Annotated in this window: 8 protein-coding genes; 4 read left to right on the forward strand and 4 right to left on the reverse strand. The window is 67.1% G+C overall.

Annotation, left to right across the window (positions count from 1 at the left end):
* Nucleotides 1-53: 53 nt before the first annotated feature.
* Nucleotides 54-737, forward strand: coding sequence for a hypothetical protein (locus P9875_RS12725; protein WP_278318584.1), 684 nt, complete (start codon nt 54-56; stop codon nt 735-737).
* A 77-nt stretch (nt 738-814) separates the two neighbouring features.
* The gene (gene fdhD / locus P9875_RS12730; RefSeq protein WP_423221839.1) at nt 815-1,633 is read left to right on the forward strand and encodes a formate dehydrogenase accessory sulfurtransferase FdhD; all 819 of its coding nucleotides are present in this window, start codon (nt 815-817) and stop codon (nt 1,631-1,633) included.
* On the opposite strand, the gene P9875_RS12735 is transcribed toward fdhD, so the two are convergent.
* Nucleotides 1,623-3,932, reverse strand: coding sequence for an FdhF/YdeP family oxidoreductase (locus P9875_RS12735; RefSeq protein ID WP_278318586.1), 2,310 nt, complete (start codon nt 3,930-3,932; stop codon nt 1,623-1,625). The genes fdhD and P9875_RS12735 overlap by 11 nt on opposite strands.
* Nucleotides 3,933-4,076: 144 nt before the next feature.
* Between P9875_RS12735 and P9875_RS12740 the strand changes: the two genes are divergently transcribed.
* On the forward strand, nt 4,077-4,838 hold the full coding sequence (locus P9875_RS12740; protein ID WP_034786047.1) for a GNAT family N-acetyltransferase: 762 nt from the start codon (nt 4,077-4,079) through the stop codon (nt 4,836-4,838).
* Here the strand turns inward: P9875_RS12740 and P9875_RS12745 are convergent.
* The 3 genes from P9875_RS12745 to P9875_RS12755 all read right to left on the reverse strand — a co-directional run bounded on the left by P9875_RS12745 (nt 4,771) and on the right by P9875_RS12755 (nt 11,671).
* Complete coding sequence (locus P9875_RS12745; RefSeq protein ID WP_278318587.1) at nt 4,771-10,239, reverse strand: CHAT domain-containing protein; 5,469 nt, start codon at nt 10,237-10,239, stop codon at nt 4,771-4,773. The two genes, P9875_RS12740 and P9875_RS12745, sit on opposite strands and share 68 nt — an antisense overlap.
* 270 nt (nt 10,240-10,509) lie before the next feature.
* The gene (locus tag P9875_RS12750) at nt 10,510-10,797 is read right to left on the reverse strand and encodes a hypothetical protein (RefSeq protein ID WP_034757399.1); all 288 of its coding nucleotides are present in this window, start codon (nt 10,795-10,797) and stop codon (nt 10,510-10,512) included.
* 181 nt (nt 10,798-10,978) lie between these two features.
* Nucleotides 10,979-11,671, reverse strand: a complete 693-nt coding sequence (locus P9875_RS12755) for an ABC transporter ATP-binding protein (RefSeq protein WP_034757401.1) — start codon at nt 11,669-11,671, stop codon at nt 10,979-10,981.
* A 321-nt stretch (nt 11,672-11,992) separates the two neighbouring features.
* On the opposite strand from P9875_RS12755, the gene egtD reads away from it, so the two are divergent.
* Nucleotides 11,993-12,985: an L-histidine N(alpha)-methyltransferase gene (gene egtD / locus P9875_RS12760; protein WP_278318588.1), complete on the forward strand. Its 993-nt coding sequence runs from the start codon at nt 11,993-11,995 to the stop codon at nt 12,983-12,985.
* Nucleotides 12,986-12,995: the final 10 nt, after the last annotated feature.

Raw genomic sequence — 12,995 nt, forward strand, 5'->3', positions numbered from 1 at the left:
TATTTTTAAAAACAGTATATATTGTTTATATTATTTACTAGATTGGAAAATCCATGACCAAAACCGTCCCAGCGAAAAAAGCCGACAGCGCCCCCGTATCGATGTTCCCCACCAGCGCTTCGATCAATGCGGCAGCGGCCAAGGCCGCGCCAGCCGCCAAGCCTGCAGCCAAGCCAGCCGTGAAGCCTGCGGCCAAGCCGGTGGCAAAAGCCGCCGTCAAGCCGGTCGCCGCCAAGCCTGCGGCAGCGAAACCGGTAGTAGCGAAACCAGTAGCAGCGAAAGCTGCCGCAGCCAAGGCGCCCGCCGCCAAGCCGGCGGCCAAGGCCGTCGTCGCCAAAGCCGTTGCCAAGCCAGCGGCCAAGGTTGCCGCGAAGCCCGCCGCCAAGGCCGTCGCCAAGCCTGCAGCGAAAGCCGCCGTCAAACCGGTAGCGAAACCGGTAGCCAAAGCGGCCGCCAAGCCTGCGCCAGCGAAAAAAGCGCCGGTCGCCAAGGTCGCCGCCGTCAAGGAAAAAGCCCGCAAGCCGAAACTCGTGCGCGACAGCTTCACCATGCCGGAAGCGGAATATGAAGTGCTGGGCCAGGTGAAAAAAGCCTGCCTGAAGGCCGGTTTCGAGATCAAGAAAAGCGAATTGCTGCGCATCGGCGTGGCGCTGATCAGCCAGATCGACCTGGCCACCCTGCAAAACGTGCTGGCCGGCTTGCCGCAGCTGAAAACGGGCCGTCCGAAGAAGGACTGAGGGCGCGGGCAGGGGCCGCCCCCTGCCTGGCCGTTCTGGTTTACCATGGGGCCTGTGATAGTTCCCCCATGGTTGCCATGTCAGAAGATACAGAGATCGAACGCGCCGGCTTCGTCGAGCGCGCCATCGTCCGCCACCAGGCGGGCGTTGCTACCCCCGCCATCGACCACGTCGCCGAGGAAATTCCTGTCGCGCTGGTCTTCAATGGCATTTCCCACGTCGTCATGATGGCCACCCCGCGCGATCTGGAAGCGTTCGCATATGGCTTCGCGCTGACGGAAGGCGTGGTCGCTTCCGCCGATGCCATCTTCGACTGCGAAGTGTTCCTGCGCGCCGACTCCGCCGAAGTGGCGTTGAGCATCGCCCAGGAAGATTTCGTGCGCCTGAAGGACCGGCGCCGCCAGCTGACGGGCCGCACGGGCTGCGGCGTGTGCGGCATCGACAGCATCGACATGCTCGACTTGCGGCCGCAAGCGCTGCCGCCGTCCCTGATCCGCGTCGACTTGCCGGCCGCATTGGCGCGCGCATCAAGCGGCCTGCGCGAGCACCAGGCGCTGATGCGGGAAACGGGCGGCGTGCACGCGGCCGCGTGGTGCACGCCCGACGGCGATATCGTGCACGTGTTCGAGGATGTCGGCCGCCACAATGGCCTCGATAAATTGATTGGCCATCTGGCGCTGCACGATATCGACATGCGGCGCGGCTTCGTCTTCCTGTCCAGCCGTGGCAGCTACGAGCTGGCGCGCAAGGCGGCGCGCATGCAGATCCCGCTGCTGGCGACGATTTCCGCCCCCAGTTCACTGGCCATTTCCATCGCCACGCAGGCGGGCATGAAGCTGGTGGGTTTCTGCCGCCAGGATGCCTACGTCGATTACACGCCAGCCATCACGCTTTAACTTCACTGCGTTGCAGCAGCACGGGCACGGACTTTGACGTGGGCGTGCCGGCGCCGTCGGCCGTGCTGGCCAGCGGCACCAGCGCGTTCGTCTCGGGGTAATACGCGCCCAGGCAGCCGCGCGGGATGTCGTAGGCGACGAGCCGGAAACCGTCGGCGCGGCGCCCCACGCCATCGTCCCAGGCGCCGATCAGGTCCACCAGCTCGCCATCGGCAAAGCCCAGCATGGCGATATCTTCCGCGTTGGCGAAGACCACCTTGCGCGTGCCGTACACGCCGCGGTAGCGGTCATCCATGCCGTAGATGGTGGTGTTGTACTGGTCGTGCGAGCGCGTGCTCATCAACACCATCAGGCGTTCGCCGTGGCGCGCTCTAGCGCGGTGCAGCGGCGTGTCCAGCGGCAGCGGGGCGACGAGGAAGCTGGCCTTGCCGCTGGCCGTCTTCCACACGCGTTCGCGCGACGCCACCGTCAGATGAAAGCCGCCCGGCTGCGCCACCCTGGCGTTGTAGTCGTAAAAATCGTCGAATACCTTTTCGATATCGTCGCGGATACGCGCATAGTCTGCCGCATACGCGCGCCAGTCCACCAGGCTGCTCCCCACGGTCGCTTCGGCCATGCCGGCCACGATGGCCACTTCCGAGCGCAGCTGCGGCGAAGCGGGCGCATTGCGGCCGTACGAGATATGCACCATGCTCATCGAGTCTTCCACCGTCACGCCCTGCGCCACGCCGTGCTGCAGGTCGATTTCCGTGCGCCCCAGGGTGGGCAGCAGCAGGGCTTCACGGCCGATGACCAGGTGGCTGCGATTGAGCTTGGTGGCCACCTGCACCGTCAGCGTGCACTGGCGCAGGGCGGCAAAGGTCAGCGGCGTGTCCGGCGTGGCGGCCGCGAAATTGCCGCCCAGCGCGATGAACACTTTTACCTCGCCGCGCCGCATCGCTGCGATGGTGGCCACCACGTCGTGGCCATGCGCGCGCGGCGGCGCGAATCCATACACCTGGCCCAGACGGTCGAGGAAGGCCGCCGTCGGCTTTTCCTCGATGCCCACCGTGCGGTCGCCCTGCACGTTCGAGTGGCCGCGCACGGGGCACAGCCCTGCACCGGGCTTGCCGATCTGCCCGCGCAGCATCATCAGGTTTGACAGCATGCGGATGGCCGCCACGCTGTGCTTGTGCTGCGTCAGTCCCATGCCCCAGGTGGCGATGATGCGCTGGCCATGAATAAAAATGTCCGTCAGCGCCTCGATCTGCGCGCGCGCCACGCCCGATTCTGCCACGAGCAGTTGCCAATTCTCTGCGCGCAAGTCGTCGCGGAAAGCGTCGAAGCCGCTGCAGTGTTCCGCGATGAAGGCGTGGTCGATGACGGCGGGCCTGCCTGCCGCCTGCGCCGCGTCGTCATGCTCGACGACCCTCTTGGCGACGGCCTTGATCAGGGCGAAGTCGCCGCCCAAGGTGGGCTGGACGAACAGGCCGGCCAGGCGCGTGCTGCCCAGGGTCGCCATTTCCAGCGCGCTTTGCGGGTCCATGAAGCGCTGCAAGCCCCGTTCGCGCAGGGGATTGATGGAGACGATGCTGCCGCCGCGGCGCGCGCAGTCGCGCAGTTCGCCCAGCATGCGCGGGTGGTTGGTGGCTGGATTCTGGCCGAAGATGAGGATGGTGTCGGCCAGTTCGAAGTCGGCCAGGGTCACCGTGCCCTTGCCGATGCCGACCGTGGCCGGCAAGCCGCGGCTGGTCGCCTCGTGGCACAGGTTGGAGCAGTCGGGGAAGTTATTGGTGCCGTACAGGCGCGCCATCAGCTGGTACAGAAAGGCCGCTTCGTTGCTGGCGCGGCCCGACGTATAGAACGCAGCCTGGTCCGGGTCGGGCAGGGCGCGCAGGTGGCGCCCCACGAGCGCGCAGGCGTCGTCCCAGGAGATCGGCACGTAGCGGTCGCTGGCGGCGTCGTACACCATCGGTTCCGTCAAACGGCCGTGCTGCTCGAGCGCGTAGTCCGACTGCTCCAGCAGCTGCGTGACGGTATGGCTGGCGAACAGCTCCGGGCCGGCGCGGCGGCTGGTCGCTTCGGCGGCGACGGCCTTGGCGCCGTTTTCGCAAAAGGCAAACGTGGAAGCGTGGTTGCGGTCGGGCCAGGCGCAGCCGGGACAGTCAAAACCGTCGGGCTGGTTTTGCGCCAGCAGCGCCTTCAGGTTCCCGGGCGCGACGCGCTCCTGGCGCAGGCTGATGGCCACGTGTTTCAAGGCGTCCCAGCCGGCGGCGGGCTTGGTGTAGGGCGTGATGTGGACGGCGTCGGTGTCTTTCATGGGCTCTTTTGGCTGGGCGAGTGTGGTAATTATGCACGATCCCCGAATGACATTGACTTGCGTCACGGAAATGACATTCGGCTGTCATTTTCCTGACATATTAGACAAGTACGCTGGAGTCGTCTTGATCACAGGGATGAAACCATGCAGAACATAATCGCATCAAACGAAGCCAAGGCCCGTCCGGTCCAACTGGTGCTGAGCCAGGCCACTACCGCGGCGGAAGTGCGCGAAGTCCAGCGTTTGCGCTACAAGGTGTTTATCGAAACCATGGGCCTGACGTCGCTGGCCAACGCCGATGGCCTCGACAGCGATGAATTCGACGCGCACTGCGACCACCTGATCGTGCGCGATGCCGATACCCTGAAAGTGGTGGGCACCTACCGCGTGCTGAGCGCGGCCAAGGCGGCCAAGATCGGCCGGCTGTATTCGGAAAACGAGTTCGACCTGAGCCGCCTGAAGAACCTGCGCGGACGCATGGTCGAAGCGGGCCGCGCCTGCATCCACCCGAAATACCGGGGCGGCAGCGTGATCATGCTGCTGTGGTCTGGCCTGGCCGAGTACATGCGCCGCGAGCGCTGCGACTACCTGGTCGGCTGCGCCAGCATCAGCCTGGCCGATGGCGGGCATAACGCCGTCGCCGTGTACCAGGCGCTGGCCGAAAAGCACATGGCCCCAAGCGAATACCGCGTCACGCCGCACCTGCCTTTCCCCATCCACCAGGTGGAAGCGGCGCACAAGCCGCAGGTGCCGCCGCTGATCAAGGGTTACCTGCGTTCGGGCGCCTGGATTTGCGGCGAACCGGCCTGGGATCCTGATTTCGAAAGCGCCGACATGTTCATGATGATGCCGCTGGCGAATCTGGACGAGCGCTATGCGCGCCATTACGGCGTGGTGCCTGGCTAAGACCGACGCCGGGAAGTGAGGCCTGCAGCTGGCTGGCCAGCGCCTGCACGGCGCTGCGCAAGCCGGTGTCCGCGCTGTCGGGCGGCAGCAGTTCGAGCAGGAAGCGCAGCGGCGCCGTGATCGTTTCGGGTTCGCCGATGCTGCCGTGGCGCTGCACGGCGTCGTGGTACAGGGCCAGGAAGGCGGCGCGCGCGGGCGCGTCGAAGGGCTGGCCTTCCGGCACCTGCCACAGGGCCGCCAGCAGGGCGGCGCGCACGGGAGCGCCGGCGTCGATGGCGCGGTGTTCGTCCGCGTGGCGCTGGCGCGCATAGGCGATGGCGTCATGCAGCAAGTCGCCCAGCTGCGGATCGAGCGCGCGCCAGGCGCCGCCGTCGCCATGGGCTTTCAGCAGCAGGGCGCCCGCCAGCACCTGGAAAATCAGGTCGCAGTCGGCCACGCCGCTGCGCCGCCGCGCTTCTTCCAGAGCGGCCAGGCAGGCATCCGTCATGGCCTGCAGTGCCGGCGCGCCGGAGCTTCCTTCGGTGCAGGCCAGGCGCGCCTGCAAGGCCCAGTAGCGTCCCAGCAGGGCCAGACGCTGCGCCGTGGGCGCCAGCGCCACCAGCAGGTCGATATGATGTTTTCCATCCTGCAGCAACTGGCGGCCCTGCGCCATATCGGGCACGGCCGGCACCTCGATGCCAGCGCCCGCATCGAGGCCGCACAGGGCCGCCCCCTGGCGTATCTCCAGTTCCGCCCAGTGCGCCAGCGCGCGCAAGCCTACCTTGCCGTCGGCCGCGCTGTGCGCCGCCCGGTAGTGTTCGATGGCGCGCAGGGTGTTCTCCAGGCCACCGAGGCCGGCGCGCGCGGCGGCCATGTTTTCGCGGATGTCGGCGCAGCCGAAGAAGCGCGCGCGCACGGCTTCTTCGATGCTGCCCAGTTTTTCCTCGATGGCCGCGCGGCGCGCAGGATCGGCGCCCGCCAGGCGCGCGTGCAGGGTTTCCAGGTCCGCCAGCAAGTGGCCGTGGTAGTGGTAGTCGGGCGCTTGCCAGGGGCGGCTCTGAGTATTCGGAAAACGGTAGCGGTCGTCGCCATACGCCTGGTAGGCGCCCCAGGTGTTTGACGCGGGGAACTGCAGGTAGGCCGCCTCGCGCGCCAGGCGCACGGCGTCGCCGAAGTATTCGCCACTCAGCATGGCGTGATAAAAGCTGTGCGCGAAGATGCTGGCCGCCTGGTCGTCGATGCGCCAGCCGGCCGCGATCACCGCCTGCGAGCCCATTTCAATGAAGGCCGTGGCCAGGCTGGCGGCCAGTTTCGACCACGGCGCGATGGCGTCCGGGCGCATGTCGCCCAGGTGGCAGCAATTGATGAAGACGAATTGCGGCACGCGCTTCAATTTACCCACCTGCGCCGCCGTCAGCCGCGTCTTCGGTCCCAGCACCAGGCCCGTATGGGCGATGCCGGGACCGGCCACTTCGCCATGGCCGGCCAGGTGGATGGCGAAATAGCGCTCGTCGAACAGGTGCACCAGCACGCGCTGCGCCTGCGGGCGCAGCAGCTCGCGCACCTGGTAGCCGTACGCGCCGAACATGCGCGCCACGTCCTGCGCCTCGGCTTGCGCGCCGGGCAGCTCGGGCAGGCCGGAATCGGTGTCGCCGATCACCAGCACGCTGTTGCTGGGCGGGCTGACGGCGGGCGGCTGCTCGCGCAGGCTGGCCAGCTGGCGCACCATGCCGATGCGCGTTGACAGCGGGCTTTCCTCGCTGCCCGCCTCGTCGCGCATCAGTTCCCACGGATAGATGGCGGCGCTCTGGTCGACGGCCAGGATCAGGCCGCGCATCTCGGGGATGGCAGCCTTCAGGCCATTCGGCAGCATCAGTTCGTACAGGGCGCGCGACAGGCCCGGCTGGTCGGTGGTGTTGTCGGTGGCGTCCATGATCAGGCCATCGACGGCTTGCCGCTGGTTCGGCTCTTCGTCGACGCTGTTGTGCGCGCGGTCCGTCAGCACGGTGAAGCGCAGGGCGCCGGAAAGGTCGGCGGCGACGATCTGCACGCGGCGCCAGCCATTGTCGCCGCTCAGGCTGGGCAGGATGCGCCGGTAGCCGCCGGGGCTGTGGCGGATGCGCCGCTCGAACGTGAAGCTGCCCTGGTAGCGCGCCTCGGCCATGATCTGTTCGATGGCCACGGCGGCGGCGATGGCGCGCGCCTCGGACTGTTCATAGATGGCGATGTGGCCGATGCGGCACGCCATGCCCGCGTCTTCCAGACGCCGGTTGGCGCTGCGCGCGCCATCGATCAGGGCGCGCGCGCACAGGGCGATGCTCAAGCCGCCATAGCCGGAACCGGACAACAGGCTGGCCACGCGCAAGCCGTGTTCGCCCATCGGCGGCGCGGCCACATGGCCGGCGGCGCGCACCTGCAGGCAGACGCACGCGTATTCGAGCAGGCCGCCGGCAAAGGCGCGCGCCAGTTCACCCGGCGTCAGCTCGCCCAGCGCGCCCAGGCCGATGACGATGGCGCCGCCGGGCCGGCGCGCCGCGTCGGGCTGCAGCACCACGAGGGCGGAGTCGGGACGCTGCGGAAAGCGCCCCAGCGCGTGGATTTCCTGCAGCTTGCCGGCCAGCAGGCGGTCGAGAAAGCTCATGCTGCCGCGCAGCGATTCGGAGGCGTAGCAGCCGCTCATGACGGGCGCGTCGGCCGAGGCCATGCTGCCGTGGATGAGGGATAGGCTCAGCTGGGGGGCGCGGCTCTCCGGCGCGCTGGCGGGGCCGGCGGCACCGATGGCCGCGTCGAGCAATTCCTGCGGCTGCGGGTACAGCGGCGTGGCGTCGGGGGCGTATGGATGGAAGCGGGGCGGTATGCCGCCGGGCGCGTGCGGCGGGTGGCGCGGCAGGGCGGCGGCCTGGCCGCTGTCGAGCAGCTGCGCGATGGCCGGGTAGTAGTCCTTTTGCAGCAGCAGGTCGCCGTGCGCCACCGGCAGGTAGCAGGCCGCCACGCCGTCCGGCAACGCGCCTTGCCAGGGCGTGCGGCCATCGCCGTCCGGCGACCAGGCCGTCTCGATGCCGCCGTCGCGCAGGCGCAGCGCCACCGGCGTGGCGGCGCAGCCGGCCAGGTAGCTGCAATGGCGCGCGTCGAGCGGGGCCGCTTCCAGCAGGGCCACGGTGGCGCGCGCGGCGGCCAGCGCCTGGGCTTCGGGCGCCTGCCAGCCGCCGGGCAGGTCCGCTTGAACATCGCCTGCGGCCAGCCGCGCCCAGGCCTCGGCATCGAAATAGTCGATGCCGCCCGCCTGCGGCCACGGCAGCATGTCCAGCACGCCGGGAAAGGCGCGCACGAAGCCGAGGAACTGGCGCCGCGTGTGCTTCCAGCCGATCCAGCAGGCCAGCATCTGCACCAGCCGGTCGCGTCCCAGCAGCACTTGCACCATCGCCTGCGTGCCGCGGTTGGCCGTGCCCACCTGCAGCAAGCGGCTGCCGGGCAGGGCGCCGAAGCGCTGCCAGCGGCCCTTCAGGGCCAGGCGCGCCACCAGCCCGCCCATGCCGTGGGCGACGATGCGCAGCGCCTGTCCGCGCTGTTCCGCGTCGCGCATGGCGTCGTCGAGCACGGGCAGGAAGGCGTTGCTGGAGTGCTGCAGCGACAGACGCCAGTCATAGGTAAAGGGCCGCACTTCCTGGCTTTGCGCGAGAAAACGGGCAAACGGTTCGTAGCACGATTCGATCCAGCCGGCGCTGACGATGTGCGGCTGGCCCACGGCCAGGCGTTCGATGCGCCCTTCGACGAGGTTGACGGGGTCGAACCAGATGCGGTTGCTGCCCACTTGCAGGTGGCTGCCCATGATGTCGGGCAGCAGCAGCACGATCGGTGCGTGCGCGCGCCGTTTCGGCACTTCGCCGCCGCGCGCCAGCGGGCCGTGCTCGATGCCGGATAGCGGCAGGTAGGCTGTCTCGTCGCCAGTGAGCGCCTGCACGGCGGCCTGGCCCGACGGCGCACGCTCGAAGTAGTTCAGGTGGTGCGCGTGCGGCCCGCGCAACAGCAGTTGCCGCACCGGCGTGCTGCGCGTGGCGCCGCCGGCCATCGAGGCGCAATTGACCACCAGGTCGTTCTGCCCGCCGTACAGCTGGTCGTCGAGGCAGTCGCCCAGCCAGCCCAGCAAGCCATCGCCGCTGCACGCGCCGGCCAGCACATGCAGCGGGCTGGCCACGCGCACGTCGGGCGCGTTGAGCAGCGCCACCAGGGGCGAGTCGGGCATCATCGCTTCGAGGCCCGGCAGGATGCGCGCGTCGCAGCGCTGCCGCACCACGGCCAGCAGGAAAGCCATGGCGCCGTCGGGTACGCCGCCGTGCAGCAGCAGATTGAACATCACGCTGGCCCAGCGGTCGAGCCGCCCCGACATCAGGGTGGTGCCGCGCGCCGGGCAGGCCACGCGCACGAAGCGGGTGATGCGGATGGCGCGCGTTTTGAGTTCCACGCTCAGTGCGCGCAGGCGCGCCGCATCCGCGTCGTGGCCGGCGCGTCCGCCCAGCCGCGCCTGCGCCGTGAAGTGGTCGATATCGTGGCTGTTGAACGCTTCGCCGCCCACCGTGTTTTCGCTCAGCCGCTCCAGGCCGTCGCCGGCCAGGTCGACGGCGCCGCGGCTGTCGATGCGCTGCGCGCGCGCCAGCAATTCGCCCACCAGGCCACCGCGCGAATGGCTCAGGAGGTGCAGCACGGCGCCGTGCGGCAACTGGCGCACGAGGGTCAGCGCATTCTCGATGGGGCTGTCGCTGAGGCTGCGGTGCTCATAGCCGTAGATGCGGTTGCCGTATTGCGCCGCCAGTTGCGGCGCCAGGCCGTTGCGCCACAGGCCGGCAAAGCTGCGCTGGGTCGACGAGGCCGTGCCGTGCAACAGCAGCAGCACCGGTTCCGGCCCGGCGGGCAGGCTGGCGACGGCCGTCATGCTGCCCGCCTCGATGCCGCAGCGGTACAGGCCCAGGCGCTGGTCCAGCTGGCGGTCCTGGAATGCGCCCGCCGCCGCCAGGGCCGTCATGGCGGCGGCGCCGCAGCGGTACACGCGCACGGCCCGCAGCATCCAGGCGCCCAGGCCGTCGCGGCTGGCGCCGGGCGGCTGGCGCGCCGCCTGCGGGCGCAAGGCCAGTCCCACTTCGATGCTGGCGGGGGCGCCATCGCGTGCCAATGTGGCCGGCCCCAGGTAGCGTGGCAGGTCCAGGCTGCCAGCGAGCAGCGAACTGCCGTCGCACAGCAGCAGTTGCACCACGTCGTCCGCGCCGATATCGAGGGCGATGCGGCAACTGCCGATGCCGCGCGCGCCGGACAGCACGTGGGTTTCGGCATGCCAGCCGGGCGCGGCGGGGCAGTCGCCGGCATGGGCGAGGGGATCGCGCGTGAGCGTCAGGCGCAGCACGGGCGGCGCAAGAGGATCGCTGGACATGCGGTTGGGATCGCTGGTTAAAAGCTGACCTTGATGCCTGCGCGGACTATGCGTGTTGTGTCAGATCAAGTTTGAGTGGAAATGCAGGGGAGACGCTGGAGGGGGCGTGCTGGAGCGGGAGGGCAGAGAAACGGTCAGCATGGTTTGGGCTGGGTCTCTTCGCTATCGTGCCCGGTTGTGGTGCGGTGGGCGAACTGCGCGAATTGTATGGCAAAAGTTCATGGCGCCGGGGACCTGGGTGCCTGGCATGGCATTACAACAGCGGGTAGATCAATGGACTGGCGTGGCGGACAGTTCCTTCAGTTCGCGGATGGTGATGTCCGATTTTTCATGCATGCGCAATAAAATCGTTGCACCGACCGACAGTTTGCCGTGCCGAATCTTGCTGATGATGGGGGGCTGGACCTCCAGTACACGGCACAGTTCCGCATCATTTTTCAGGTTCAGCTTCTCGATCAGGGTATCGAGCAGCTTGTTGGGCACAAAACTCGATGGTTCGAGCGCACGCGCCCGGTTCATCGCTTCAATCATTTCCAGCTTCTTTTGCCGAACGTTCATTTACTCCTCCTTCAGGTTATGCAAGGGACGAGACCACTTTACGCGGTCCCGGCTATAGTTCGTCATCGCAGTACGGCTGTCCGGGTGACGTAGTACACCATTCGCGTTACAACATTGATAACCAGGCAAGTGTTTTAAATAATACTACGATAACAAAACTTGTGACAGATGGTCAGTTAAATTAACTGATTGTTTGATCAATTTGGTTGACGATTGTTGTATTTTGTAATCCGCTTTTCGTCAAAATCATGGTCCGGTCCGCCATTTCGGCGGCGGCCAGCGAATGCGTGACCATGATCGCGCAACTGCCGTTGGCCTTGATTTCGGCGCGCAGCAATTGCAGGATGCTGTGCGCCGTGTCCGGGTCGAGGTTGCCCGTGGGCTCGTCGGCCAGCACCAGCGCCGGCTTGTGGACGAGTGCGCGGGCGATGGCCACGCGCTGCATTTCGCCGCCGGACAATTGCTGCGGAAAGTCGCCGCCGCGTCCGCCCAGGCCGACCGCCTCGAGCATGCTGGCGGCACGCTCCTGGGGCAATCCGTTGAGCAGCAGCGGCAGGGCCACGTTTTGCAGCAGGGTCAGGTGCGGCAAGACGTGGAAGGCCTGGAAAATAAAGCCCATGCGGGCGCGACGCAGCCGGGTCGCGGCGGCGTCATCGAGGCTGGACATGGCAATGCCGTCCACCAGGATAGGGTGCGCTTCGGCACCCGCGTCGGGCGTATCGAGGCCGGCGATCAGGTTCAGCAGTGTCGACTTGCCCACGCCCGAGTCGCCCATGATGGCGATGAATTCCCCCGCCTTGAAACGGCAGGAAATGTTGGCCAGCACGGGACGGGCATTGGCATAGGACTTCGACAGATGGCGCAATTCGAGCATGGTTGATCTTGATTAATAACGGCTATCGTAAAGGGAGGCACGCGGGGGAGAGGGGGCCTGGGAACTGCAAAGGGGCGCGGATTGTTTGGCCGGCAATGTGTAGTATACGACAGGCTTATGCTTTTTGCTTGGCAATACCACTTTTGTGTTCACACTGCCGGTTTGACCTTAAGTTACCTGCCGCACGGCTGGCTTGCGCGGATTCCGTTATGATGGAAAAAAGTCATCGGCAAGGCGCCCGCAAACCGCTACGGCAGGGGCGGCGCGCCCGGTGGCCGCCCATGCAAGCCCTTCGTGAACCTTGAGAGACGACGCCAGCCCATGACCATGCCACTTGCGCAACAGCAGTTTAATTTGTATCCCGCCAGCAACGCAGAAGCGGCCAGCGCTACTCCTGCCACGATAGCCGAGATCAGCAGCGGCCTGCTGGCGCGCGATGCCTGGACGTCGCCCAAGTACCTGTACGACGCGCTCGGTTCGAAACTGTTCGAAGCCATCTGCGCCTTGCCCGAGTACTATCCGACGCGCACGGAAGCGGCCATCTTCGCCCGCCACGGCGCCGAGATCGCCCATGCCGTGGGGCCAGGCAGCACCCTGATCGACCTGGGCGCGGGCAATTGCGCCAAGGCCGCCAGCCTGTTTCCGCTGCTGCACCCGGCCCAGTACGTGGCCGTGGACATTTCCTACGATTTCCTCAGCGAATCGCTGAGCCGGCTGCAGCAGCGTTTTCCGCACATCGAAATGACGGGCCTGGGCCTGGATTTCTCCAGCCGCCTGGACTTGCCCGACAGCGTGCGCGAGGCGCGGCGATTGTTCTTCTATCCCGGCTCCTCGATCGGCAATTTTGCGCCAGAGCAAGCAACCGCCTTTTTGCGCCGCCTGCGCGCGAATGCGGACGGCGACGGCGGCCTGCTGATCGGCGTCGACCTGATCAAGGACGACGCCATCCTCGACGCGGCCTATGACGATGCCTTGGGCGTGACGGCCGCCTTCAACCTGAACATGCTGCGCCACGTGAACGGGCTGATCGGCGCCGACTTCGACGTGCGCGCGTGGCAGCACCACGGCTTTTTCAACGCCGACGAGCGCCGCGTCGAGATGCACCTGGAAGCGCGCAGCGAACAGCTTGTCCACTGGAAAGGCGGCCAGCGGCGCTTCGCGAAAGGCGAGCGCATCCATACGGAAGACAGCTACAAATACACGCGCGCCACCTTCGTCGGCTTGCTGGAGCAGGCCGGGTTTTCCACCGTGCAAGTCTGGACGGACCCGCAGCAGTGGTTTGCCGTGATTTACGCCAGAGTGATCCGGGATTAAGAAAGAAATG

Origin of the sequence: Janthinobacterium rivuli, from assembly GCF_029690045.1 — a bacterium.
Taxonomy (GTDB): Bacteria; Pseudomonadota; Gammaproteobacteria; order Burkholderiales; family Burkholderiaceae_D; genus Janthinobacterium; species Janthinobacterium rivuli.

Excerpts from the sequence above, each read along its gene's own strand:
- P9875_RS12735 (WP_278318586.1), bottom strand. The coding sequence starts at position 3,932 with ATGAAAGACACCGACGCCGTCCACATCACGCCCTACACCAAGCCCGCC.
- egtD (WP_278318588.1), top strand. The coding sequence starts at position 11,993 with ATGACCATGCCACTTGCGCAACAGCAGTTTAATTTGTATCCCGCCAGC.
- P9875_RS12745 (WP_278318587.1), bottom strand. The coding sequence starts at position 10,239 with ATGTCCAGCGATCCTCTTGCGCCGCCCGTGCTGCGCCTGACGCTCACG.
- fdhD (WP_423221839.1), top strand. The coding sequence starts at position 815 with ATGTCAGAAGATACAGAGATCGAACGCGCCGGCTTCGTCGAGCGCGCC.
- P9875_RS12755 (WP_034757401.1), bottom strand. The coding sequence starts at position 11,671 with ATGCTCGAATTGCGCCATCTGTCGAAGTCCTATGCCAATGCCCGTCCC.
- P9875_RS12740 (WP_034786047.1), top strand. The coding sequence starts at position 4,077 with ATGCAGAACATAATCGCATCAAACGAAGCCAAGGCCCGTCCGGTCCAA.
- P9875_RS12725 (WP_278318584.1), top strand. The coding sequence starts at position 54 with ATGACCAAAACCGTCCCAGCGAAAAAAGCCGACAGCGCCCCCGTATCG.
- P9875_RS12750 (WP_034757399.1), bottom strand. The coding sequence starts at position 10,797 with ATGAACGTTCGGCAAAAGAAGCTGGAAATGATTGAAGCGATGAACCGG.